The sequence below is a fragment of the Exiguobacterium sp. s22 genome, from assembly GCF_018617455.1.
Lineage (GTDB): Bacteria > Bacillota > Bacilli > Exiguobacteriales > Exiguobacteriaceae > Exiguobacterium.
Genome location: NZ_JACSKD010000004.1, coordinates 239122 through 259645, shown reverse-complemented (window position 1 = coordinate 259645; position 20524 = coordinate 239122). Strand labels below are relative to the sequence as shown.

Annotated in this window: 24 protein-coding genes and 1 other annotated feature; of the genes, 4 read left to right on the top strand and 20 right to left on the bottom strand. The window is 51.0% G+C overall.

All coding sequences use genetic code 11. The features are described from left to right. Positions 1-7 precede the first annotated feature (7 nt). From yajC to KNO94_RS09280, 8 genes are all read right to left on the bottom strand, one after another. On the bottom strand, positions 8-286 hold the full coding sequence (gene yajC, locus KNO94_RS09315) for a preprotein translocase subunit YajC (RefSeq protein WP_214739736.1): 279 nt from the start codon (positions 284-286) through the stop codon (positions 8-10). 84 nt (positions 287-370) lie between these two features. Continuing rightward, the gene (gene tgt / locus KNO94_RS09310) at positions 371-1516 is read right to left on the bottom strand and encodes a tRNA guanosine(34) transglycosylase Tgt (protein WP_214739734.1); all 1146 of its coding nucleotides are present in this window, start codon (positions 1514-1516) and stop codon (positions 371-373) included. Then, positions 1513-2571, bottom strand: coding sequence for a tRNA preQ1(34) S-adenosylmethionine ribosyltransferase-isomerase QueA (gene queA, locus KNO94_RS09305; RefSeq protein ID WP_214779104.1), 1059 nt, complete (start codon positions 2569-2571; stop codon positions 1513-1515). The genes tgt and queA overlap by 4 nt, the downstream gene beginning before the upstream one ends. A gap of 3 nt (positions 2572-2574) precedes the next feature. Continuing rightward, positions 2575-3576, bottom strand: coding sequence for a Holliday junction branch migration DNA helicase RuvB (ruvB, locus tag KNO94_RS09300; protein ID WP_214779102.1), 1002 nt, complete (start codon positions 3574-3576; stop codon positions 2575-2577). A 10-nt stretch (positions 3577-3586) separates the two neighbouring features. Beyond that, positions 3587-4174 carry a Holliday junction branch migration protein RuvA gene (gene ruvA, locus KNO94_RS09295; protein WP_214779100.1) on the bottom strand — a complete coding sequence of 196 codons (588 nt, stop codon included), beginning with the start codon at positions 4172-4174 and terminating at the stop codon, positions 3587-3589. A 93-nt stretch (positions 4175-4267) separates the two neighbouring features. Further along, a complete protein-coding gene (gene nadA, locus KNO94_RS09290) occupies positions 4268-5347 on the bottom strand; it encodes a quinolinate synthase NadA (RefSeq protein WP_214779098.1) in 1080 nt (359 codons plus the stop codon). Further along, complete coding sequence (nadC, locus tag KNO94_RS09285; protein WP_214779095.1) at positions 5310-6179, bottom strand: carboxylating nicotinate-nucleotide diphosphorylase; 870 nt, start codon at positions 6177-6179, stop codon at positions 5310-5312. Before nadC ends, nadA begins: the two co-directional genes overlap by 38 nt. Next, the gene (locus tag KNO94_RS09280) at positions 6133-7566 is read right to left on the bottom strand and encodes an L-aspartate oxidase (protein WP_214779093.1); all 1434 of its coding nucleotides are present in this window, start codon (positions 7564-7566) and stop codon (positions 6133-6135) included. The genes nadC and KNO94_RS09280 overlap by 47 nt, the downstream gene beginning before the upstream one ends. A 95-nt stretch (positions 7567-7661) precedes the next feature. On the opposite strand from KNO94_RS09280, the gene KNO94_RS09275 reads away from it, so the two are divergent. From KNO94_RS09275 to KNO94_RS09260, 4 genes are all read left to right on the top strand, one after another. Further along, positions 7662-8792 carry a cysteine desulfurase family protein gene (locus tag KNO94_RS09275; RefSeq protein ID WP_214779091.1) on the top strand — a complete coding sequence of 377 codons (1131 nt, stop codon included), beginning with the start codon at positions 7662-7664 and terminating at the stop codon, positions 8790-8792. Beyond that, entirely contained in the window at positions 8770-9309 is a 540-nt protein-coding gene (locus KNO94_RS09270; protein ID WP_214739720.1) for a transcription repressor NadR, read from the top strand. The genes KNO94_RS09275 and KNO94_RS09270 overlap by 23 nt, the downstream gene beginning before the upstream one ends. Before the next feature lie 107 nt (positions 9310-9416). Next, positions 9417-9995, top strand: a complete 579-nt coding sequence (locus tag KNO94_RS09265) for a DedA family protein (RefSeq protein ID WP_214779089.1) — start codon at positions 9417-9419, stop codon at positions 9993-9995. A 117-nt stretch (positions 9996-10112) separates the two neighbouring features. Next, the gene (locus tag KNO94_RS09260) at positions 10113-10886 is read left to right on the top strand and encodes an NUDIX domain-containing protein (RefSeq protein ID WP_214779087.1); all 774 of its coding nucleotides are present in this window, start codon (positions 10113-10115) and stop codon (positions 10884-10886) included. A gap of 44 nt (positions 10887-10930) precedes the next feature. Here KNO94_RS09260 and KNO94_RS09255 read toward each other — a convergent pair whose 3' ends face one another. The 12 genes from KNO94_RS09255 to KNO94_RS09200 form a co-directional block, all read right to left on the bottom strand. Further along, a complete protein-coding gene (locus tag KNO94_RS09255; protein WP_353047839.1) occupies positions 10931-12196 on the bottom strand; it encodes a hemolysin family protein in 1266 nt (421 codons plus the stop codon). A 49-nt stretch (positions 12197-12245) separates the two neighbouring features. Further along, positions 12246-13535, bottom strand: a complete 1290-nt coding sequence (gene obgE, locus KNO94_RS09250) for a GTPase ObgE (protein WP_074035227.1) — start codon at positions 13533-13535, stop codon at positions 12246-12248. Continuing rightward, complete coding sequence (locus KNO94_RS09245; RefSeq protein ID WP_214779085.1) at positions 13536-13976, bottom strand: Spo0B domain-containing protein; 441 nt, start codon at positions 13974-13976, stop codon at positions 13536-13538. Between the two features lie 66 nt (positions 13977-14042). Further along, complete coding sequence (gene rpmA / locus KNO94_RS09240; protein ID WP_015881155.1) at positions 14043-14324, bottom strand: 50S ribosomal protein L27; 282 nt, start codon at positions 14322-14324, stop codon at positions 14043-14045. Between the two features lie 12 nt (positions 14325-14336). Further along, entirely contained in the window at positions 14337-14672 is a 336-nt protein-coding gene (locus tag KNO94_RS09235) for a ribosomal-processing cysteine protease Prp (RefSeq protein WP_015881154.1), read from the bottom strand. A 3-nt stretch (positions 14673-14675) separates the two neighbouring features. Then, a complete protein-coding gene (rplU, locus tag KNO94_RS09230) occupies positions 14676-14984 on the bottom strand; it encodes a 50S ribosomal protein L21 (RefSeq protein ID WP_015881153.1) in 309 nt (102 codons plus the stop codon). A 15-nt stretch (positions 14985-14999) separates the two neighbouring features. After that, positions 15000-15072, bottom strand: a sequence feature (ribosomal protein L21 leader region). A gap of 55 nt (positions 15073-15127) precedes the next feature. Beyond that, positions 15128-16453: a ribonuclease E/G gene (locus KNO94_RS09225; RefSeq protein ID WP_214779082.1), complete on the bottom strand. Its 1326-nt coding sequence runs from the start codon at positions 16451-16453 to the stop codon at positions 15128-15130. Positions 16454-16496: 43 nt separating this feature from the next. Further along, complete coding sequence (gene minD / locus KNO94_RS09220; RefSeq protein WP_214779080.1) at positions 16497-17354, bottom strand: septum site-determining protein MinD; 858 nt, start codon at positions 17352-17354, stop codon at positions 16497-16499. Positions 17355-17359: 5 nt separating this feature from the next. Then, positions 17360-18028, bottom strand: a complete 669-nt coding sequence (locus tag KNO94_RS09215) for a septum site-determining protein MinC (RefSeq protein ID WP_251125900.1) — start codon at positions 18026-18028, stop codon at positions 17360-17362. A 5-nt stretch (positions 18029-18033) separates the two neighbouring features. Beyond that, entirely contained in the window at positions 18034-18528 is a 495-nt protein-coding gene (gene mreD / locus KNO94_RS09210) for a rod shape-determining protein MreD (protein ID WP_214742352.1), read from the bottom strand. A 1-nt stretch (position 18529) separates the two neighbouring features. Further along, a complete protein-coding gene (gene mreC / locus KNO94_RS09205) occupies positions 18530-19420 on the bottom strand; it encodes a rod shape-determining protein MreC (protein WP_214739702.1) in 891 nt (296 codons plus the stop codon). Positions 19421-19433: 13 nt separating this feature from the next. Continuing rightward, on the bottom strand, positions 19434-20471 hold the full coding sequence (locus KNO94_RS09200) for a rod shape-determining protein (RefSeq protein ID WP_214739700.1): 1038 nt from the start codon (positions 20469-20471) through the stop codon (positions 19434-19436). Between the last annotated feature and the right edge of the window lie 53 nt (positions 20472-20524).

Sequence of the window (20524 nt, the reverse complement as noted above, 5' to 3'; positions counted from 1 at the left end):
AACTGGCTTATTCCTCGAACGAGGCATTCGCTTTTTTCACGACTTCCGCAACCGCGCTTCGGTTGAAGCGGAGAAGCGATTGATCGCATTTCAACACGACATGTGTGTCTTCGATTTGATGAACGACGCCGTGTAAACCACCGATTGTGACAACGCTGTCGCCACGCTCGAGGGCGTTTTGCATCGATTGAACTTCTTTTTGGCGTTTCGTCTGTGGACGAATCAAAAGGAAGTAAAATACGACGAAAATCAGGATCATTGGTAATAACGCAACGAGAGTATCCATGTGTAACATTCACCCTTTCATTCAATATCAGGTTCATTATACCGTGAAATTGAATAGATGTCACACAATGTCCTGTACGTTTTCTTAGAAATTCTTAGCGTTCGGCTTGTTGTAGCCGTATTCTTCGAAGAATTCTTCCTTGAAGTCGAGCAAACGGTCTTCGCGAATCGCTTGACGAACCTGTTCCATCAACTTCACTAAGAAATGAAGGTTGTGTGTCGTACATAAGTGAAGACCGAACATCTCATCCGCACGAATCAAGTGGTGGACGTACGCACGCGAGTAGTTCTTACACGTGTTACAGTCACACTTCTCATCGATTGGACCGAAGTCTGTCTTATATTTCGCTTGCTTGATCGTGACGCGACCTTTCGACGTCATGAGTGTCCCGTTTCGTGCGATGCGTGTCGGAAGAACGCAGTCGAACATATCGATTCCACGAATCGACCCTTCGATTAACGCATCCGGTGAGCCGACACCCATCAAATAACGCGGCTTGTTTTCCGGCATGAGTGGTGTCGTGAATTCGAGAGCACGATACATGACGTCTTTCGGTTCACCGACCGAGAGACCTCCGACCGCATATCCCGGGAAATCAAGCGACACGAGGTCAGCGGCACTTTGACGACGAAGATCCTCATATTCTCCACCTTGGATGATCCCAAAGAGCGCTTGGTCTTCTGGACGTTCGTGTGCCTCGAGGCAACGTTCTGCCCAGCGACTCGTACGCTCAACTGATTTTTTCATGTATTCATGCGTCGCCGGATAAGGTGGGCACTCATCGAATGCCATCATGATGTCAGACCCGAGCGCATTCTGAATCTCCATCGCCTTTTCCGGTGACAAGAACAATTTGTCCCCGTTCAAATGGTTACGGAAGTGAACGCCTTCCTCTTGGATGTTTCGGAGGTCGGCAAGTGAGAACACCTGGAAACCACCTGAGTCCGTGAGGATTGCCCCGTCCCAGTTCATGAATTTATGAAGGCCACCCGCTTGTTTGATGACCTCATGACCTGGACGAACCCAAAGATGATACGTGTTCGACAAGATAATATTCGCACCCATCGCCTTGACCTGTTCCGGTGCCATCGTCTTGACGCTCGCTTGCGTCCCGACTGGCATAAAGACCGGTGTCTCAAACGACCCGTGCGGCGTATGGACGATTCCGTGCCGCGCTCCGGTCTGTTTACATGTGTGGATGTGTTCATATGTGACTGCATGTTTTGTCATTTTGTTACTTCCTTCCTCGTGATGAGCATCGCGTCTCCAAAGCTGAAGAAGCGGTATCGTTCTGCGACCGCAGTCCGATAAGCATGTAAGATGATGTCGCGCGTCGCGAACGCCGAGACGAGCATGACAAGCGTTGATTTAGGCAAATGGAAGTTCGTGATCAATCCATCGATTGCCTTCAACTCGACACCAGGGTAAATAAAGATGTCCGTCCAGCCCGATGACTCGACGAAGTCCCCATGGTCTCGCATGATTGTTTCGAGCGTCCGTGTCGATGTCGTCCCGACCGCAAAGATTCGACCGCCGTTCGCTCGAATCTCTCGAAGCGCAGCTGCCGAATCAGCCGACAACTCGAAATACTCACTGTGCATCGTATGTTCTTCAATCGAATCAGCTGTCACCGGACGGAACGTACCAAGCCCGACGTGAAGTGTGAGCGGAATCAATCGAACCCCTTTCGCCTTCGCCGCTTCAAGTAGTTCCTCGGTGAAATGAAGACCGGCTGTCGGAGCGGCCGCACTACCACGCTCACGAGCATAGACCGTCTGATAGCGGTCCTGGTCATCGAGTTGTTCGCGGATGTACGGTGGGAGCGGCATTGTTCCGAGTTCGTCTAAAATCTCATAGAAGATGCCGTCGTAGTCAAACTTGAAACGACGTCCGCCTTCAGGGAGTTCCTCGACGCATTCGGCGCGGAGAAGACCGTCCCCGAACTCGACGATGGAACCGACCCGAACTTTTTTCGCCGGTTTGACGAGCGCTTCCCATACGTCATCCTCAGTCTGTTTCAACAAGAGCAATTCGACTTTCCCGCCTGTTTCTTGTTTCGCCCCAAAGAGACGTGCCGGTAAGACGCGTGAGTCGTTGACGACGAGCGCATCCCCTTCGTTCAAGTAATCGAGCACGTCACGGAAATGACGATGCTCGATGTCCCCTGTTTCGCGGTCCAATACGAGTAGGCGTGAGCTCGTTCGGTCGAGCAATGGGACTTGGGCGATCAACTCTTCTGGTAACTCAAAATCATAATCGTTTACGTTTAATTGAATGTCTTGCATACCTTACTCCTCTTCCTCTTCATAACCAAAATGCGACTTGGCAAACTGTGTAATCATCCGTCCTCGCGGCGTACGCTGCAAGAATCCTTGTTGCAATAAATAGGGCTCATAGACATCCTCGATCGTCTGAGCATCCTCACCGATGGTTGCGGCAAGCGTCTCAAGCCCGACCGGTCCACCTCCGAACCGCTCCACCATGGCTCTCAGTAACCGATGATCGACTTCATCGAGTCCGAGCGCATCGACGTGTAGCCGGTCGAGCGCATCAGATGCGAGCACTGGATCGATTTCTTTCGTACCAGCCACTTGCGCGAAATCACGGACTCGGCGCAAGAGACGGTTCGCGATTCGTGGCGTCCCTCGTGAGCGCTTCGCAATCGCGCCACTCGCTTCAGGTGAGATCGAGAGACGGAACAACTGGGCCGTCCGACTAACGATGGCCGCTAACTCATGTGCTTCGTAATATTCGAGCTTCAACGTGACCCCGAAACGGTCACGTAAAGGCGCCGACAACATCCCGGCCCGTGTCGTCGCCCCGACGAGCGTGAACGGTGGTAGGTCGATGCGGACGCTTCGTGCCATCTCCCCTTGCCCATAGACGATGTCGAGACAGTAATCTTCCATGGCCGGATAGAGAATTTCTTCAATCGTTCGGCTCAAGCGATGAATCTCATCGATGAATAAGACATCTCCCGGCTCGAGGGTCGAGAGGATTGCGGCCAAATCACCCGGTCGTTCAATCGCAGGTCCTGCGGTCGTCTTGATCCCGACGCCCATCTCGTTGGCGATGATTTGGGCGAGCGTCGTCTTCCCGAGTCCCGGGGGTCCATATAACAGGACGTGGTCGAGCGTCTCACTGCGAAGTTTGGCGGCCTGAATGAAGACCGACAAATTGCCTTTCGCCTTTTCCTGCCCGATATATTGCTCGAAGCGCTTCGGACGTAAGCTCCACTCTTCAGAGTCTTCATATTGCTGATGAGATTGTGACAACAATCGTTCGTCCATAGCTTCCTCCTTATTTCAATAACAGCTGTAGCGCGCGTTTTATGTACGCGTCGGTCGTCAAGATTTCCCCGCTCAATGCTTTGCGGACTTTTGCGATCTCTCGTTCAGAGTAGCCGAGCGCGACGAGCGCCTCACACGCCTCGTCGAGTTCTGATGCACCTTGTGCGAACAATCCTTCGTTCGGTACGTAATCCGGTGCGAGCTCGGATAACTTCCCTTTCAAGTCGAGTGCCATCTGTTTGGCTGTCTTCTTCCCGACTCCCGGGAACTTCGTCAAATATTTTTCATTCTCGGTTTCAATCGCATCGATCAATGCGTCGATATCGCCGGACGCGACGATAGCAAGCGCACCCTTTGGTCCGATGCCGCTTACGCCAAGGAGTTTATTGAACAGCTCGCGTTCGCGTCGTGACCGAAAACCGTATAGCGTCTGTTGGTCTTCACGCACGTAATGATGCGTAAACACGATTACATGTTCGTCTTGTTCACGATAAAAAAACGGGTTAGGCACATGTACTTTGTAGCCGACGCCCGAGACATCTAACGTTATATATTCCGCACACACATAGGCGACGGGTCCTTTTACGAATTCAATCACGGTGTACTCTCCTTTTCGGTCGGAAAAACTGCATTTATTGTACCATAATGGGCGACACGAAAAAAGGACAGGCGTTTACCTGTCCTGACGCGATTACCGTGCGAGCATTCGTTCGAGCGCACGTTTCGAATATTCTGTCGTGTCCGCATCGACCCGAATCACATTCACAGGGTCCGTCTCGAGCGACTCGAGCGCCCAAAGTAGATGGGATAAGTCGATTCGGTTCATCGTGAGGCACGGACACATGAACGGGTTCAATGAAACGATATCGAGATGTGGGTACGTCGCCGCTAGACGGTTGACGAGGTTCATCTCCGTTCCGACCGCCCATTTCGTCCCCGGTGCGCTCCCGTCAATCTTGTCGATGATATATGACGTCGATCCCGCCTCGTCCGCTGCCTGGACGACGTCAAACGTACACTCCGGATGGACAATTATGCGACGATCCGGCTCACGCTCACGAAACGCCTGGATTTGCGAGACCGTAAACTTCTCATGGACAGAACAGTGTCCCTTCCACAAGATGACTTTTACTTGCTCGTCATCTCCCTCCGCGACCAATTCTTCACGGAGCGGATCCCAAACAGCCATCGCCTCGAGTGGGATGCCGAGATCATACGCCGTGTTCCGCCCGAGATGTTGATCGGGAAGGAACAAGATGCGTTCACCTGCCTCAAGCGCCCACCGGACGATTTCATGGGCGTTCGACGATGTGACGGTCGCCCCACCGTGACGACCGACGAACGCTTTGATCGCCGCTGTTGAGTTGACGTATGTAATCGGGATGATGTCTTCTCCAAATCGTTCCGTCAGTTCTTCCCAAGCAATCTCCGTCTGATCGATATCAGCCATGTCTGCCATCGAACAACCGGCGCGCATATCAGGTAAGACGACAACCTGGTCGTCCCGTGTCAGCATGTCTGCCGTCTCTGCCATGAAGTGGACACCACAAAAGACGATGAATTCGGCTTCGCTCATCTGTTCTGCGAGCCGTGCGAGCTGGAGCGAATCTCCTGTCGCGTCCGCGAATTGAACGACCTCGTCTTTTTGATAATGATGGGCCGGTAAAAAGAGACGCGTCCCGAGTCGGTCTTTGACCGCTTGAATTCGCGTCTCCATCTCCTCTACAGAAAGATTAGCGTACGTTGATGGAAGTGTCCCGAGTAATTGCATCTTTCATTCCTCCTTGTAAATTCAAACTGCAATCGAACGCTCGTACCGAATGGGTCAATTGCCCGAGCGAGATGACATCGATGCGAATGCCTCGATAATTGTCAATCGTGTCGAGCGTGATGCCACCAGACACTTCAATTTTGATGTGCGTCGGTATATGACGAACCCATTCTCTCAATTCTTCTGGCGTCCGATTATCAAGCATCACGATGTCTGGATCGGCTTGAACCGCCTCCATTAGTTGTTCGAACGACTCGACCTCGACTTCAATCGGAGTCGTATGACCGACACGACCACGCGCGACTTGAATCGCATTCGTTATGCCACCAAGTGCGACGATATGATTGTCTTTGATCATGACGGCATCATCGAGTCTTAGACGGTGATTATATCCCCCTCCGACACGTACGGCATACTTCTCAATCATCCGCAGTCCCGGGGTCGTCTTACGCGTATCGGTCACGTGAATCGCGTCATCTCGTAGCGCCTCTACGCACTGACGAGTCATCGTCGCGATCCCACTCGCGTGTTGAATGACATTCAACAGCACACGCTCCGTCTCTAAAATCCTGCGCGTCTTTCCTCTCAAGACGACGAGTTCGTCTCCAGGGACAACCGCTCTCCCGTCTTCTTGGCAAGAGACCAATTCAAGCCGCTGCATGGTTGCCAGCTCTTCTACGATAGGCTTCCCACAGAAAATGCCCTGTTCTTTGGCGACGATTGTTGCGACCGACTCGTCTTGTCCATCAATCAGCTCGCTGGATACATCACCATATCCGATATCCTCAATCAAGAACTGTCGCAGCTGTTCGCGTAGATAAATCGTATTCATCATACCTCTCCATTTCAAGGATGCTTTGCGCGATGAGTCGCGCCGCATCAATTTGTAAAGTTTGTTCACTTAATTGTCTTGTCACGTGTTTCGTCACGGTCAACGATTGGGTATTTTGTAAGAAACCTTTCAATTCATCAAGACTTGGTGAAATCGTCAACCATCTTCCGATTTGAGCACGTAACGCTTGAAACGCCACAGGTGAGATGTCGTACACCAACATCTCCTTCGTCGCCGTGCCCGTCTGATTCAATCGCATCGCTCGCGCGACTCGTTTTCCAAACACCCAACATTCCAAAAGTGAGTTCGAGGCCAAACGATTCATTCCATGTATGCCCGCATCCGCCACTTCACCGACGGCATATAATCCGTCAACGTCTGTCCGTCCCATATCATCCACTTCGATGCCACCCATATGAAAATGGAGACCTGGACGTACCGGGATGCGGCGAAGATCAATCCCGAGCTTGTCACATGTCAACGCAAGCTTCGGAAACCGTTCACGAAGTCGTGTCACGTTTGTCGTATCGAGATAGACTGGTCCCGTTCGTTCCGTCAGAACCTTCGCCACGTCATCACGAGGCGCGAGACTCCCGAGCGGATGATGGGCCATCACGTGGTTCCCTTCGTCATCAACGAGCGTCGCCCCGGCTCCTCTAAGCGCCTCGGTCACGAGATGAGGCTCGTCGGTCGCCAGTAACGTGGGATGAAATTGAATGCGCTGTAAGTGCGTCAGCTTGGCCCCACATCGATTTGCCAAAACGAGACCATCGCCAGTCACGGTACGCGCGTTCGAAGTCCAATCGATCAGTCCACCGATGCCACCTGTCGCCAATACGACAGCCCCAGCTTCGATCTGAATGGGCACTTCATTACGAAATGCCATCGCACCGACGACTTTTCCGTCTCTCATGATGAGATCGTGCACGAGCACCCGTTCCATCACGTTCACGTTATCGGGTAACGACTGACGTAATCGCCTCATGATATGACGTCCCGTCTCATCGCCACCGACATGAAAGATCCGATTCAATCGGTGTGCACCTTCCCGTCCGAGGGCATAGTCGCCCTCTTCGCGGTCAAAGCGGACACCGAACCGTTCCATTTCTTCAATCACTTGACGACCTTCTTCGACGAGAATGTCGACGCGCTCAGCGCACGACGTCCTTTTAGAAGCGAGCATCGTGTCCTCTTTATGATTCGCACTCGATTTCTCAAGATACGCGCTCGCAATCCCCCCTTGTGCCAAATCAGAGTTGCCCTCTGTCATCTCACCTTTTGAGACGAGGAGAACGGAGAATGATTTTTGTAGATGCAAGGCCGTTGCGACAGCGGCAAGTCCCGTACCGATAATCAAAATGTCAGTTTTCTCTATGTGTAAAGACACTTGTACATCACCTGTTTTTCATATGTAATGTTGACTTGTAAACTAGTTTCGCATAATTTTGTGTAGAAGACAACATTAGAAAAGGGGAGTCCATGATGAACCGCTACTTCGACTACGCCGCTACACACCCGATGACACATGCAGCATTAGACCATTACGTGGCGATGGCCAAAAACGTTTATGGGAACCCATCATCACTCCATACCCAAGGTTATATGGCAGAAGATTATTTAACGGAGGCCCGCCGTCTATTCAAACAAGCTCTCGGGGTCGACGTTTTTAAGGGGAAATTGTTATTCACAGGTAGTGGTTCCGAAAGCAACTATATTGCGTTGACGAGTTTACGGAAACGAATGAAAGGAAAAGAAGTGATTACAACTTGGCATGAACATGACTCGGTCGCTCTTTTACTTGAGGAATGGGAGCGTGAAGGTGTGATCGTCCATCGGTTAAAGCTGAGAGATGGTAATTTTGATATGGAGGCGTTCACCCAGTTATTAGATCGTGATATCGGACTCGTCACTTTCCAACATGTCAATTCCGACACAGGATGGGTGCTACCGCTTCACCACATTCAATGCCTGATCAAATACAAAAAGATTCTCTTCCATGTGGACGGGGTACAGGCGCTCGGCAAAATCCCGATTTCTGTCGAAGGAATTGATGCTTATTCATTCAGCGCCCATAAGGTCGGTGGACCGAAAGGGGTCGGTGCCCTCTACATGGAACGTCTGATTCCTCCCCCATACTATCCGGGGCATCATCAATACGGGATTCGTCCCGGAACGATTGACGTTCCTGGAATCAGTGCCTTTGCCAAAGCACTCGGAGAACGTCAGGAACAATTGACACGTTTTCAGAGAAATTTCATGGCGTTTCGTGCTATCTTGAAAGAGAAGACGTCAGCGTATGTCAAATGGCTCGAGTTTGACGAACAAAGTCCCGCCATTTTTTCCTTCGTATCCCATCAGCGCGATGGACAATGGTGGATGACGGAGCTCGATAACCTCGGATTCCAAGTATCGGCCGGGTCGGCCTGTCGTGCCGGACAAAATGGACCAAACCGCATGCTTGAAGCACTTGGCTATGAAACGAGTGCCTGCCACGGACTCGTCCGCATTTCTTTCGGCGCGCAAACGACCATCGAAGACACATCGGCCCTCGCCGATGCCATCGTCACTTTAGCAAGGAGAGTCGAACATCATGAACAAACGTTTAGCCGGTGAAGAACGTCGCCGTACTTTACTTCACCTCATCGAATCGAGTAATGAACCAATCACCGGATCTGAACTGGCACGACACGTCTCTGTCAGCCGTCAGGTCATCGTCCAAGATTTGTCGCTATTAAAGGCGAAAGGTCATCAAATCGTCGCGACCGCTCGAGGGTATGTCTATTTGCAAGGAGACCTTAGCCCCTCTACTTATTCCAAGAAGGTAGCTTGTCGTCATACGGCTGATGAAATGGAAGCGGAGATGAACGCCGTCGTTGACGAAGGCGTGACCATTAAAGACGTCATCATCGACCATCCGGTGTACGGGTCCATCACTGGACAACTGATGGTGAAGAGCCGTCGGGACGTCCGCGCTTTCCTCGAACGGGTGAAGACTCACGGAGCAGCGCCACTCTCTCAATTGACGGGCGGCCTTCATATCCATACGCTTGAATCGGATCATAAAGAGGCGATTGATGCGGCAGTCAAAGAACTGGACCGACTCGGCATTCTCGTATCCGAATTAGATTGAAGAGACGTCACGAATATGTGACATCTCTTCTTTTTCTTTTAGATGATGTCCGTTATACTGAGGGATGGAACAACTTTCCTGAAATCTAGTTGAAAGGAGGACTCGTCATGAATGTCCTCGAGCATTTGCTCGCCGCATGCGGGGTTTTTAGCATTCCCATCGGTATTTTGGTTCAATTCATCCCGAACGAACTCGTTCTCGCATATGGTGGCTTCCTCGTTGACTCGCATGATGCTCCTTTCCTTCTCATGTTCCTACTCGCGTGGGTTTCCTTCACGCTCAGTCAGATTGGACTTTACTGGATCGGACGCTTCGGGGGGCGCCCTGTTGCCTTAAAACTCTACCGCTATTTTCGAATTCGGCAAGAGAAACAACTTCGCGCCGAGCGTTGGTTTGAAAAGTATGGCGCATGGATCGTCTGTCTCAGTCTGTTTTGGCGACAACTCTTTGCTGTCAGCGCAGGTGTGATGCGTCTTTCCTTCCGTAAATTCTTGACGGTTACGACGCTCATTTTTGCGGTATGGTCATTCCTCTTCATCCAATTAGGAATGATGTTCGGAAGCAACTGGCGGATGATCGGTCATGTGACAAATGATCTCCTCCCCTTCCTAGCTCTCGGAGTCGGCATCGCACTCGTCGTTCGCCACCTTCGTCATCAACCAAAACGTGTGAAAGAATCGGCTTAACTGGCGCTGATTCTTTTTTTGTTGGAAAGGGAAACGCTCACATCTGTCGAATAAGTACGATGTAAGCGAATCGCGGTCACATAAAAGATACCGCACAACGAAAAAGGAGGAATCACCATGTTCCATCGCCGTAAAACGTATACGATTCGACCTGAACGCCTGCAAGAATTCACCGACTTTTTCCATACATACATCTACCCCATTCAAGCGTCCCATGGCGCTCGTCTCGTCGGACGTTGGGTGACCGAAGACCAGTCCGAGGTCATGGCCTTGTGGGAATATCGGGACCGGGAACACTATGAACAAGTCGAACGAGATTACCGTGGTAGCACGTTACGACGAGAAGCGATGAAAAAGCGGGCCCGCCTCGGAAAAGACTTGTACATCAGATCGAGCGAAGAGTTCATGGTCCCGACGGGGCATTACACACCACCCCGGACGATTGTATCCGTGACGGCTTACATCACGAACGAATCAGGTAAGGTCCTCCTCGTCAAGAATATGCATCGGAACGACTCATTCGAAATGCCTGGGGGACAGGTCGAAGAGCATGAGTCCATCGCCGACGCCATTCATCGCGAAGTGCTCGAAGAGACAGGAGCCGAGATCAAAGTCGAAGGCATCACCGGGATTTATCAAAACGTCTCGTCCCGCGTCCTCTGTGTCACGTTCCGCGCCAAATATGTATCCGGCGACCTCAAACCGCAAGCAGGAGAAACACAAGAAGTCGGGTTCTACAAAGTTGACGCGAGTAACGTCGATGACTACATTAAACGGGAGCATTTCCAAATGCGCTTCCTCGACGCCATTGACCCGATCTATTTGCCATATGCCATTTACAAAGTACGTCCATACGAATTGATGGAGCGCATCGAGCGCCAATCCGTCTAACGCAAAAAAGGGATGATCCGCTATGAGCGAATCATCCCTTCTCTTTATGCTTCCTGCATATCATCTTGCTGCGATTGTCCAGTCTCCACTAACAGTTTCCGGACACGGCGTTTCTCCACGTGGAGAACGGTGAACGTCATGTCTTGATACGTGACTTGTGCACCTTTCTCCGGGATATCACCGAGCAATTCTACGAACCAACCGCCCATCGTGTTCGAATCGACGTCTGGTTCAGCAATCCCCATCTCTTCGGCGAATTCATCGACGTCCATGTCAGCCATACACTCGTAGACCCCTTCACGGAGACGTCTGAGATAGACGACGGATTCGTCGTGCTCATCCCAGATATCGCCGACGAGTTCTTCGAGCATGTCTTCTAACGTGACGAGACCCGCCGTGCCCCCGAACTCATCGAGGACGACAGCCATGTGAGATTGTTTCTGCTGGAGAATCGGAAGTAGTTCAATCAATTTTGTCTGCGGCGACACGAAAGTGAGTGGACGAATGAGCGAACGAATATCGGTCACTTCATCTCCCATCATCGAACGTAAGAAGTCACGTTCCGACAAGACACCGATGACGTTATCGATCGAGTCTTTATACACCGGTAAACGGGAATGACCTCCACTGAAAATCGTATCTTTGATTTCATCGAGCGAGTCGTCGATGTCGACGGCCAGAATATCGATTCGTGGCGTCAACACATCATCGACCGTGATATCGTTGAAGGCGAAGGCGCTGTGGACGAGTTCTGCTTCCGTCTCTCCGAGCACGCCTTCCTCTTCTCCCATATCGACGAGTACTTTCAACTCTTCTTCCGTGACAGATGGTTCCTTGTCTTTCATCCCGATCATTCGGAGCGTCAACTTCTTCAATCCGGTAAAGATCAACGTCACCGGTTTGAGGACTTTGACGAGAAACACGAGAATCCCACTGATGAGTAGCGAATATTTCTCCGCAAACTCTTTCGCGAGCGATTTCGGCAAAATCTCACCGAAGATCAAAATGATGACCGTCGTTGCGAATGTCGACACAAGAAGCCCGGTACCACCACTAAAAATCGATGTGGCGATGGCGGTCGACACCGTTGCAGAACCGATATTGACGATGTTGTTCCCGACGAGGATCGTCGAGAGCGTATCATCAAAACGGTCGACGAGACTAAGGACACGTTTTGCGGCTTTGTCACCATCTTCTGCCATCCGAATCATCCGGACCCGGTTCACACTCGAGAGCGCCGTTTCGGCTGATGAGAAAAACGCTGACAACATGACGAGAACTACATATAGAATTAAACTTGACGAGGGCACAGGGTCCACGTTAGCTTCACACTCCGTTTCTTCTTAACAAATAATTTTTTTATTCCACAAACTCGAATTCGAAGTCGAGAATCGCGACGACACTGCCGTCCTCGGCACCGAGCTTACGAAGATCGTCATCGACGCCCATCTGACGCATTTGACGAGCGAATCGTTTGATCGACTCATCATGGTCAAAGTTCGTCATCTTGAAGAGCTTCTCGATACGAGGGCCCGTGATCACGAAGCGATCGTATTCATCGATGTGGATTTGATAGCCTTTCTCTTCCTTCTCATAACGATACACGACACGAGGCGTCGCTGTCTTCTCTTCGAGCTCATCGAGTGGAAATTCAGGTGTCGTATCGACAAAGTTCGCCACTTCGATTAACAAGTTACGAAGACCATCTTGTGCGAGTGCTGAGATCGGGAAGACTTTGACATCGTCCCCTACCTTCTTCTTGAACTCTTCGAGATGTTCCTCCGCGTCCGGCATATCCATTTTGTTCGCCACGACAACTTGTGGGCGTTCGAGAAGACGTAAATTGTACGACTCGAGCTCACGGTTGATCGTCGTGTAGTCTTCGAACGGGTCGCGTCCTTCCATGCCACTCATATCGATCATGTGAACGATCACTTTCGTCCGTTCGATATGACGAAGGAACTGGTGACCGAGACCGACGCCTTGACTCGCCCCTTCGATGAGACCTGGAAGGTCAGCCATGACGAAGCTGCGGTCATCCGCTGTCTTGACGACACCGAGGTTCGGTGTGATCGTCGTGAAGTGGTACGCACCGATTTTCGGGCGTGCCGACGAGACGACAGAGAGAAGCGTTGATTTCCCGACAGACGGGAATCCGACGAGACCGACGTCTGCGAGGAGTTTCAACTCGAGACGGAGTTCACGTTCTTGACCTGGTTCCCCGTTCTCTGCGATTTCCGGAGCCGGGTTGGCAGGTGTCGCAAAACGACAATTCCCACGTCCACCACGACCACCTTTTGCGATCGTCGCTTGTTGACCATGTTCCGTCAAGTCCGCGATGACAGTATCTGTCTCCGCATCGAAGACGATGGTACCAGGCGGCACTTTGACGATGAGCGGCTTCGCTTTTCGTCCGTGCATCCCTTTCGACATTCCTTTTTCCCCATCATGGGCAATAAACTTTTTCGAATAACGGAAATCAACGAGCGTCCGTAATCCTTCTTCTACTTCGAAGACGACATCCCCACCGTGACCACCGTCACCACCTGCAGGACCACCGTCTGGAACGTATTTTTCGCGACGGAAGGCAACCATTCCTTTTCCGCCGTCTCCAGCTTTTACAAAAATATTAACCTGATCGACAAACATTTATTTCCCCTCCTTTATGTGAAACGTAGTGGTATCTACGTTCTGTTCGTACACATCGGCTGACGCGATCACGTCGTCCGGGACAGTGCCCGTGACGCGAACCATCAGTCCGTCCGTGAACGTCACATGAATCGGCTCGTCCGTATATTCTAACAAGCGGACAAGCATCTCTGCCACTCGTGCGTCATCGATAACGAGTTGGTCAGTCGAAATCGTATACGTCATCCGACCTTCCCAATTCGCTTGAATCACGACAAGGCTCGTCTGTGGCACGTTCAGACGAACGAGCGCACTCTCCTCGTCGGCCTGTTTCCGATAGCGTTCGTAAAGTTCCTCGAGCTTAGTCGGATCGAGAGCCGCATAAAGCGAGATCAATTGAAGCCGATTCATCCATTCGTGACGGACGGTCGATAAGAGCTCGAGTGTCTGTTCTGAATCCATTTGATCCTCTCCTAGAAAAAAAGACTCTAACCAAATAAGTGGCTAGAGTCTTCTGCGTCGTTCAACTTACGCGACTGGGTAAACGCTCACTTGTTTCTTGTCGCGACCAAGACGCTCATAGCGTACTACGCCGTCAACTTTCGCAAACAAAGTGTCGTCGCCACCACGGCCAACGTTTTCACCTGGGTGAATCTTTGTACCGCGTTGGCGGTAAAGGATTGATCCAGCTGAAACTGTTTGTCCGTCAGCGCGTTTTGCACCGAGACGTTTCGAAATTGAGTCACGACCGTTTTTAGTCGAACCAACTCCCTTTTTCGAAGCGAAGAACTGAAGGTTCAATTGTAACATGAGGTCCACCTCCTATTGTTCAATTTGGATATATTCACCGTAGCTTTGGGCGATCGTGTCTAACTGCACGAGCATCCCTTCTAATAACAGTTGGGTGCGTTCCATATCCTGCGGTGATAAGTCAGGATACGTCTCGACATAAAAGTAACCACCCTCTGTTTGATCTGCCATTTCTACAAGAAGCGATTGACCCGCAAGCGTTTCGACGGCGTTATAGGCACCAAAGATGATGGCTGAAACACCGGCGCACACCAAGTCAGAACCAGGTTCTGCAAAGTTGGCATGACCAGTCACTTCAACGGAGCGAATCGACTTCGCCTCGTCTCGTCTTACCTTGACCCGAATCATAGCTTACGCTTCGATTTTCTCGATGCGAACTTTCGTGTAAGGCTGACGGTGACCTTGCTTACGACGGTAGTTTTTCTTAGCTTTCATTTTGAAGACAGTGATCTTCTTAGCGCGGCCGTGTTTTACCACTGTACCGACAACTTTAGCGCCTTCTACGAGTGGAGCGCCGACTTTAACATCGTCACCACCAACGAAAAGAACCTCACCGAATTCTACAGTACCTTCGACATCAGCATCGAGTTTTTCGATGTAGATCTCTTGACCTGCTTCAACTTTGATTTGCTTACCACCAGTTTTGATGATTGCGTACATATACGTGCACCTCCTTGTTAAACTCAGACTCGCCATCCTGGGCAGGGCAAATACCTTTAAAACCCGTTCTGTGCGGTTGTAGCCATTTGGGTGCTTCCAAACGAACTAACGTTATAGATAATACCATTCTCAAATATTCATTGTCAACGCCGAGATAAGAAATTCTGACATTCCTCAGACGTTCCGTAAAAGAGGAACTCCGGCTCTCCTTCGACGAGATATACATCGATGTCAAATTCATGCCATGAAGCCTCGTGCCACTTCTTAGGAAGGGAGAGGACGACCGCCTCATACTGTCCGATCAAATCAAGGAGCGCTCGTTCGAGCTGCGAGAAAATCGCAAGTTTCGAAGGCTTCCCATCATAAATCATACGGTCTTGAATTGAGCGACCCGTCCGTTCACGTGATAACTCGAATAAACCCATGCGCGTAAAACCATACACTTCGACACGTCGTGGGTCACGTGCTCCGAGTTCTTTCATCTTTTTAAGGAGACGCGTCTGTCCTTCTTTTGAACCTCGTAAGAAATCGATGACGATCATGCCTCCGATATTTCGCAGGCGCAACTGTTCAATAATCGAATAGAGAGCGGCTTCATTGATGGTATCGGCCGCACGCCCCTTATCTTTAACGGCGACATTCTTTCCGCTATTCACGTCGATGACGGTCATCGTCTCGACTTGTTCAATCAAGATGAACGCCCCACCGTCCAACCAGACGGCACGGCTCTCGAGCTTCTCAATCGTGTTGTCGAGACGTTTTGCCTCGGGCATCCGCCCTTTCCCAATATGACGTTGTACCGGGACTTCCAATCGCTCTAGTCTCGCTTGCCCTTCCTTGTCGTTCAGGAGGACGGACTCGACCGCATGACGTCGCACGAAATGTTCACACAATAACTCATCTTGTCCGTAGCGTTGTTCGATCACCGTCTTGGAACGGTCACGCAAAAGATGAAGTTCTTCCTGTAACGCCTCTGGTGACACTTGTCCGGCTTCCGTGCGAAACAGGACTCCTTCCTCTTCCGTAAGGTCGAGCGCTTTGGAGAGGCGGTCCTGCGTGACGAGGTCGAGCTTCCGGCTGAACAATTGCCGACGGCCAAACGGGAAATACACAAGATATCGTCCACCGAAGCGGATGTTCTCTGTCACTTTATGATGCTTGCCGTTGATGCCTTCTTTCGTCACTTGGACGAGTCGCTTCTCCCCGACGACTGCCGCTTGCCCGATGGCCGGTACATCCGGATACGAGGCGAGCGCACGGAGCGTCTCCGCGATCGGGAGAAAGAACGTCGTCTCCCCGTCTGTTAAAAACGCCGCTCCGAGCGACGGATGAATTCGTTCGATTGCGGCTTCCACAATGGTCCCGACCGACAGTTGGTCGACGAACCGTTCTTCGACTTCAAGCAATCGTTCTCCATCCACGAGCATCGCCCGTTCGATGGACGGGGTTCGTTCATAGATTAACTTCATGTGCATCACTCCTTCCGACAGAAAAAGGCAACTTTCGTTGCCTTTACGCTTTTTTCATTCCAAATTTCATCATGAGTCGTGCCCAGAAGCCGACCGGTGTCGTATCTGTCTGAATCGACATCAGTGGAACGGATTCACCGAGAATACGACGCGTGATGTTTCGATACGCCTGTCCGGCATAGTTATCCGGATTCATCGTGACCGGAACCCCGCGGTTCGCAGCCGCGATGACTTCCTCATCATCGATGACGACGCCGAGTAAGTCGATCGACAAGATGCGCATGATGTCATCGATGTCGAGCATGTCGCCCGATTCGACGAGATGGTTCTTGACTCGGTTGACAATCAGTTTCGGCGCATCGATATGTTCCGCTTGCTCGAGCATCCCGATAATCCGGTCCGCATCTTGAACAGCTGCCTTTTCAGGTGTCGTGACGACGATCGCCTCATCCGCACCGGCGATGGCGTTCATAAATCCCTGCTCAATTCCAGCAGGACAGTCAATCAAAACGAAATCATATTCCGTCTTCAACTGGTCGACGATTTCTTTCACTTGTTCAGGATTGACCGACGTCTTGTCTTTTGACTGTGCGGCCGGAAGTAAGTACATCTCCTCGAACCGTTTGTCGCGAACGAGCGCTTGATTCAACTTACATTGTCCCGTGATGACATCGACGAGGTTATAAATGCTCCGGTTGTCGAGACCGAGAATGATATCGAGGTTACGCAACCCGATATCTGTATCGACGAGACAGACCGAGTGTCCAGACAAAGCGAGCCCCGTCCCGATGTTAGCGGTCGTCGTTGTCTTGCCGACGCCCCCTTTTCCTGATGTCACGACGATGGCTCTGCCGTTTTTCACTACTTTTTCTGTATGTACAGGCTCTACTACTTGTTCCATTCCACTCACCCTCTCTGTAATTCCATTGCATATGCGTCTTTCAGACCCGTCATGACGTGACGGAGACGTGTCATCTCAATCCCGTCATTCGTCTGATACGCACAACCCATCTCAATCTCAGGAAGTTCTTCCTCGTCATCGGCTGTGAGAACATGGTCACCGATTGCCAAAAACTTTGGATGGAGCAGGCTCGCGGTAATGACCGCTTCTTCCCATCCTTCGACACCCGCGCGCACATTTCCTCGTATCGTCCCTAAACAATAAATACTTCCTGTCGTTCGAACTTCCGCACCGGGATTGATGTCCCCGATCACGAGCACCGAACCGTCAAACGTCAAGACCTGACCGCTACGGATCGTTCCACTATGATAATGGAACGTCTTTCTGCCGTAAGTTGCTTTCGCCTCTTCCGTCAACATGACATCGCTCGACAAGTCTTCAATATAAAAAACGCCATGACGAGCAACGACCTCACGAATTTGACGTGACAGCTCCTCGTCAATATAACGAGTACCCGCGTGCAACTTCAGGGCAATCTTCCCGGACGGCGGCTCCATTTCTTGTAATGTCGCTTCTAAGTCCGTAAGCACCTCGTCGATGCCACTCTTCGGATTGAAGTGAATGGCAATGCCGTTGCGATGTCCTTTAATCGTAATGTGTCGTTTACGCTCCATCATGGCTACCCTCTTTTCGCAACAGGGCGTGTCGTCACATAGCGCGTCATCGGATAATAAAGAATCACGATGGCGATGGCATTGACGAGCATCGTCCCTGGAATCTGTTCAACTAATAGTGTTTGAATCGTCATCAATGTCCCACCAATCGCCGCCATAATCCCGTAAATGGAAAAGGTGAAAACGAGAATCATAAACGTGAACGTGATGGTGACAGAGAAGAAGTTCTCACCTATATATTTTAACACGAAGCTGGCTAAGAGAGGAATGAGTGAAAAAGTAAATACATAAATTCCAATCAGGTCGGTGTAGACGATATCATACAGTAATCCGAATACAAGTCCGAATCCGAGTGCCGTCTCCCATCGACCGTACAGACTGACAAACATCAGTCCGATCAGTGTCAACAAAAGATATGGTGTGGCATAGTGCCAAGAAAAAATCGATGCCCACGTTCCTTCAATAAGAAAAAGGAGGAACAGGGCGATGAACACTTTCATGTTACTCACCCGCTGCTCCTCCTTCCTCGGGACCCGTTAAAAACGGTTCGTCTAGTGTCCGATCAATCACGTACATTTGTGAGAACTCATTGAAGTCGGCCTCCGGTTTGATCCGGGCGACTTGTGAGACGCCATATTCATCCGTCTCGATTGACTCGATCGTACCGATGACGAGCCCGGCCGGATACCGTCCACCGAGTCCAGACGTCGATACGATTTCTCCTTCTTTCAACTTGACGCTATTCGATACTTTCGTGAAGAACAATTCGTTCGTTTCCGTGTCGAATCCGTCAACTGTCCCGTACGTCGGTTTGCCGTCCGCATCTTTGACGACAGCCGAGACGTTGTTCGTCCGGTTGTTGTCACTGAGCAGTTGGACTTGCGACGTATAGGCACTTGTCTGAATGACACGACCGACCATCCCGCTCGCCGCGGTCACGGCCATGCCCTTCTCAACGCCGCGTTCTGAACCGACGTTGATGGTGACGTAGCGTTGCCAATCGTTCGGTGTCCGACCGATGACTTCCGCAGGAATGAGGTCAAAGTCGCGTAACGACTTGTCTTTCGCTTCGACCATCTTTCGAAGCTCCTCATTCTCACGACGTAAATCATCCGCCTCAACCGATACCTCGGCGTACTTCGCCAAATGTTCTTTCAGCTGGCGGTTCTCTTCGTAGATATCGCGGACGTCTGAGATGGATGAGACCGTTGAGTCCATCCATCCGATTGGTACCGCGAACACTCGCTGGAACGTGCCGACCACATCACGCGTGACATCTTGGTACCAGGCTGATTCCGATCGTCCTCGAATCGAAACCCCTAAAATGACGAAAAACAAGATCAGTACAATTAGCGTGATGATGAGCTTTTTATTACGTACGAATCGGCTCATCGTGTCTCACCTCTCATCGACGTGACGAGATGCCTGATTTCGAACGGAGGACGTCCATCATTTCAAGAGATTTTCCTGTACCGACCGCTACGCAGTCGAGTGGCTCATCCGCAACGAGTGTCGGGATGTGCGTCTCGTCTGAGATCACGTCGTCCAAGTTTTTGAGGAGCGCGCCGCCGCCTGTCAAGACGATTCCGCGGTCCATGACGTCAGCCGCAAGTTCAGGTGGCGTTTGCTCAAGCGTTTGCTTGACCCCTGCCAAAATCGCTTCAACTGTATCCGAAAGAGCTTCACACACTTCTGCAGACGTGACTTCGATTTGTTTCGGAAGTCCTGTCACGAGGTCGCGACCACGGATTTCCATCTTCTCCGCTTCGTTCGATGCATCGATGCGCGCCGAACCGACTTCCATTTTGAGTGTCTCGGCTGTACGTTCCCCGATCATGAGGTTGTACTTGTTCTTGATGTAACGAATAATGGCATCATCCATTTCGTCACCACCCACACGAATCGATTGGCTTGTCACGATGCCGCCGAGTGAGATCACTGCGACTTCGGTCGTACCGCCACCGATATCGACGACCATCGAGCCAGTCGGTTCCCAAACCGGGAGACCTGCACCGATTGCTGCCGCAAACGGTTCTTCGATTGTGTATGCTTCACGAGCACCCGCTTGTTTCGCAGCGTCTTCCACGGCCCGTTTTTCAACAGACGTGATACCGCTCGGGACACAAATCATGACGTTCGTCTTCGATGAGAACAAACCGCCTTTTGATTTTTGAGCTTGCTCCATGAAGTATTTGATCATTGTTGCTGTCGTTTCAAAGTCAGCGATAACGCCGTCTTTCATCGGACGACGTGCAGAGACGTTACCTGGAGTACGTCCAATCATATCTTTGGCCTGGTTCCCAACGGCCTCAATTCTACCTGTATCTGTGCGGAACGCCACGACGGACGGTTCACGTACAACAATTCCTTGACCCTTTACATAAACGAGCGTGTTAGCTGTTCCAAGGTCGATTCCGATTTCTCGGTTAAAACTACGAAACATAGGTGTTGCTCCTCTCTTCGTTACACTATTTTTTATTATAACGGAAAAATCAT